The 4,442-nt window shown below is 70.7% G+C and carries 3 protein-coding genes; all 3 read right to left on the bottom strand.

The features are described 5' to 3' along the window. Positions 1 to 44: 44 nt before the first annotated feature. Positions 45 to 2,705 carry an alanine--tRNA ligase gene (gene alaS, locus G6031_RS13600; RefSeq protein WP_182653544.1) on the bottom strand — a complete coding sequence of 887 codons (2,661 nt, stop codon included), beginning with the start codon at positions 2,703 to 2,705 and terminating at the stop codon, positions 45 to 47. Positions 2,706 to 2,869: 164 nt separating this feature from the next. Next, on the bottom strand, positions 2,870 to 3,025 hold the full coding sequence (locus G6031_RS13595; protein ID WP_017836862.1) for a hypothetical protein: 156 nt from the start codon (positions 3,023 to 3,025) through the stop codon (positions 2,870 to 2,872). 92 nt (positions 3,026 to 3,117) lie between these two features. Next, positions 3,118 to 4,442 (bottom strand): replication-associated recombination protein A (locus G6031_RS13590; protein WP_182653543.1); only part of this gene is annotated, 1,325 nt, incomplete at its 5' end.

Raw genomic sequence — 4,442 nt, 5'->3', positions numbered from 1 at the left:
CCTCCGCCCGCGGGTCCACCCGCGGGCGTCGGGGTCCGATCCCGTCACCCGGCATCCCGCACGGCGGCGCGCAGCGCGGACACGGCCGCGTCGATCCCGGACGGGTCGGTGCCCGCACCCTGTGCCATGTCGGGCTTGCCGCCGCCCCGCGCCCCGAGCGCCGGTGCGACGGCCTTGACCAGATCGCCCGCGCGGAGGCCGCGCTCCTGGGCTGCGGGGCTCACCGCGATGACGAACGGCACCTTCTCCGAGCCCGCGGCGGTGAGGAAGACGACGCCGGCATCCCCGCCGAGTCGGCCCTTGAGGTCGGAGGCGAGGGTGCGCAGGTCGCCCGCCGCTCCCCCCGGGTCCTCGTGGACGAGGAACCGGATCCCGTCGAGGTCCTCGGCCGCCGACAGCAGGTCGCCGGCCCGGGAGGCGAGCTGGGCGGCACGCATCGACTCCAGTGCCTTCTCCGCCTCCCGCAGTTTCGCGGTCAGCGCGGCCACCCGGTCGGGCAGCTCCTCGGCGGGCGCCTTGAGCGAGGTGGCCAGGCCCGACACGAGAGCGCGCTCACGGGCCTGGTGCCGGTAGGCGTCCATGCCGACGTACGCCTCCACGCGCCGGATACCCGATCCGACGGAGGCCTCGCCCAGCAGACTCACCGGGCCGATCTGCGCGGAACTCGACACGTGGGTGCCTCCGCACAGTTCCATCGAGAACGGCCCGCCGATCTCCACCACCCGGACCAGCGACCCGTAGTTCTCGCCGAACAGCGCCATGGCGCCCATCCGCCGGGCCTCGTCGAGGCTGGTCTCGATCGTGTTCACGCCGTAGTCGGCGTCGACGGCGGCGTTGGTGATCTCCTCGACCTGTGCGAGGACGTCCGCCGGGATGGAACCCGACCAGTTGAAGTCGAACCGCATGTACCCCGGCTTGTTGAGCGAGCCGGCCTGGACGGCCTCCGGTCCGAGGATCTGACGAAGTGCGGCGTGCACGAGGTGGGTGGCCGAGTGTCCCTGGGTGGCCCCCTTGCGCCACTCCGGGTCGACGGCGGCGGTGACGAGTTGGCCGGCCTCGACCTCGCCGCCCGTGAGGACGCCCTTGTGGATCCAGAGCTTCTTGCCGATCTTCTGCACGTCGTCGACCTGCATCTGGAAACCGGCGGTGGAGATCATCCCGCGGTCACCGAGCTGCCCACCGGACTCGGCGTAGAACGGCGTCCGGTCCAGGACGAACTCGACCGCATCACCGTCCCGGGCGACGGGCACGGACTCGCCCCCGGACACGATGCCGAGGAGGGTGGACTCGTCGGTGAGTTCGGTGAACCCGGTGAAGACGGTCTCGCCGGCGTCGAGGAAGTCGCGGTACACGGACAGATCGGCGTGGGCGTGCTTCTTGGACCGAGAGTCGGCCTTGGCCCTGGCGCGCTGCTCGGACATCAGGGAGCGGAATCCCGCCTCGTCCACCTGCAGTCCGGCCTCGGCGGCCATTTCCAGCGTCAGGTCGATGGGGAACCCGTGGGTGTCGTGGAGGGCGAAGGCCTGGCGGCCCGACAGGGTGGCCGCGCCCGATTCCCTGGCGTCCTCGGCGGCACGCTCGAAGAGCTGGGTCCCCGACTCGAGGGTCTTGAGGAAGGCGACCTCCTCGGCCACGGCGATGCGCTCGATCCGCTCGTACCCGGCGATCGTCTCGGGGAAGGACGGGCCGATCGCCTCCTTCACGGTGGCCATGAACTCGGCCATCGTGTCGCCGGTCGCACCAAGGAGCCGGACGGACCGGACGATGCGCCGCAGCAGTCGCCTCAGGATGTACCCGCGCCCCTCGTTGCCGGGGGTCACGCCGTCGGAGATGAGCATGTACGCCGTCCGCGCATGGTCCGCGATCACCCTGAAACGCACGTCGGAGGCGTTGTCCACCCCGTACCTGGTGCCGGAGAGCCGCTCGGCGGTGTCGATCACCGGGCGGAGCAGATCGGTCTCGTAGACGTTCTCGACGCCCTGGAGCAGGAACGCGACGCGCTCGATCCCCATCCCGGTGTCGATGTTCTGCTTGGGGAGCGGGCCCAGGATCTCGAACGCGTCCTTGCCGGTGCCCTCGCCGCGCTCGTTCTGCATGAACACGAGGTTCCAGATCTCGATGTAGCGGTCCTCGTCGGCCTCCGGTCCGCCCTCGACCCCGTACGCAGGGCCGCGGTCGTAGAAGATCTCCGAGCACGGACCGCAGGGCCCGGGAACGCCCATGGACCAGTAGTTGTCCGCCATGCCGCGGCGCTGGATGCGACCCTCGGGGATGCCGACCACGTCGCGCCAGATGCCGTAGGCCTCGTCGTCGTCGAGATACACGGTGACCCACAGCAGCCCCGGGTCGATACCAAGACCCCCGTCGTCCAGGGACGAGGTGAGCAGCGACCACGCGTGGCGGATCGCCCCCTCCTTGAAGTAGTCGCCGAACGAGAAGTTGCCCGCCATCTGGAAGAAGGTGTTGTGGCGCGTGGTGATGCCCACCTCGTCGATGTCGAGGGTGCGCACGCACTTCTGGATGGAGGTCGCGGTGGCGTGCTCCGGGGTCTCCTGGCCGAGGAAGTAGGGCTTGAAGGGGACCATCCCGGCGTTGACGAACAACAGGTTCGGGTCGTCCAGGACCAGTGATGCGCTGGGGACCTCGGCGTGACCGGCCCTGACGAAGTGGTCGAGGAATCGGCGCCGGATCTCATGGGTCTGCACAGGGGGCCTCACTGGTGGTCTACGGAGGTGGTCGGACGACTGCCCAGCCTACCGGCGCGCCCCCGGGGGTCGAGGAACGGACCGCGGGAGCCCGCAGACGACACGGGCACGGACCCCGCGTGCGGGGCCCGTGCCCGTGGACCGGCTCGAGAAGAGGTGGTGTGTCAGCGCGGCATCGGGGGCAGGATGATGCCGAAGTTGGCCGCGGTGATGAACGCCTCCTGGGGAAGCAGCCCCAGGCTGTGCGCGCCGGTCCCCCACACGCCGACCGAGGTGGCCACGCCGACCAGGGTCGAGAAGATGCTGGCGATTCCGCTCATGATTCCTCCGAGAGTGCTTGCGTCCATGGATACCTGGATGTTGCTCGTGTTCATACAGGCCTCATGAGTTTCACATATCCGGGCGGGGGCGGCTAGGTCTTCCCCCGGACGATCGTTCGCAGCCGGGTCAGCCTGGCGGCCAGTTCTCGTTCGTGTCCGTGGCCGGCGGGCGCGTAGTAGTCCCGACCCACGAGCTCGTCGGGAGGGTACTGCTGTGTGACCACCCCGGCCGGGGACTGGTGCGCGTAGAGGTAGCCGACTCCGTTGCCCAGCCCCTTGGCCCCGGCGTAGTGGCCGTCCCGGAGGTGCCGGGGGACCTCACCGACTCCCCCGGCGCGGACATCCGCCATCGCCGCGTCGATCGCGGAGATCACCGCGTTGGACTTGGGCGCGGTCGCCAGATGGATGGTGGCCTGGGCCAGGGCGAGTCGGCATTCGGGCAGCCCCACCTTCTGCACGACCTCCGCCGCGGCGGAGGCGGCGAGCAGTGCGGTGGGATCCGCCATCCCGATGTCCTCGCTCGCGTGCACCACCAGGCGCCGCGCGATGAACCGGGGGTCCTCCCCCGCCACCAACATCCGCGCGAGGTAGTGCAGGGCCGCGTCGGCGTCCGACCCGCGGATCGACTTGATGAACGCGCTCGTGACGTCATAGTGCTGATCCCCGTCCCGGTCATAACGGACCGGGGCCGCGTCCAGGCTCAGCTCGACCGTCTCCGGGGTCACCACGTCGTCCTCGGCGGCTCCCGCGGCGGCCTCCAGGATCGTCAGGCTCCGGCGGGCGTCCCCGCCGGAGAGCCGGACGATGTCCTCCACCGCGGCGTCGGTCACCTCGAGCGCCCCCGCGTAACCCCGCTCATCCGCCACCGCGCGACGGATCACCGTGGCGACCCCCGCCTGGTCCAGCCCCTGCAGTTCGGCGATGAGAGAACGGCTCAGCAGCGGGGCGATCACCGAGAAGTGCGGGTTCTCCGTGGTCGCGGCCACCAGGAGCACGATGCCGTTCTCCACCGCGGCGAGGAGCGCGTCCTGCTGGCTCTTGGAGAACCTGTGGACCTCGTCGATGAACAACACGGTGCGCCGGCCGTGGATCTGGCGTGTCCGTGCGTCCTCGATCACCGCACGGACGTCCTTGACCCCGGCGCTCAGGGCGGACAGCGCCACGAAGTGCCGACCGGACGAGGTGGCCACGAGGTTGGCCAGCGTCGTCTTGCCCGTCCCGGGCGGCCCGTAGAGGATCACCGAGGACCCTCCCCGGCCCTCGACGAGTCGTCGCAACGGCGAGTTGGCGCGGAGCAGGTGCTGCTGTCCGACCACCTCGTCCAGCGTGCGCGGCCTCATCCGCACGGCCAGCGGGGCCGACGGGTCGACCGGCGGCGGAGCCGCCCCCTCCTCCGGGCCCGGCCCCGCGTCCCCGG

This window comes from Dietzia sp. CQ4, assembly GCF_014145125.1.
Taxonomy (GTDB): Bacteria; Actinomycetota; Actinomycetes; order Mycobacteriales; family Mycobacteriaceae; genus Dietzia; species Dietzia natronolimnaea.
This window is presented reverse-complemented; position numbering and strand designations above follow the sequence as displayed.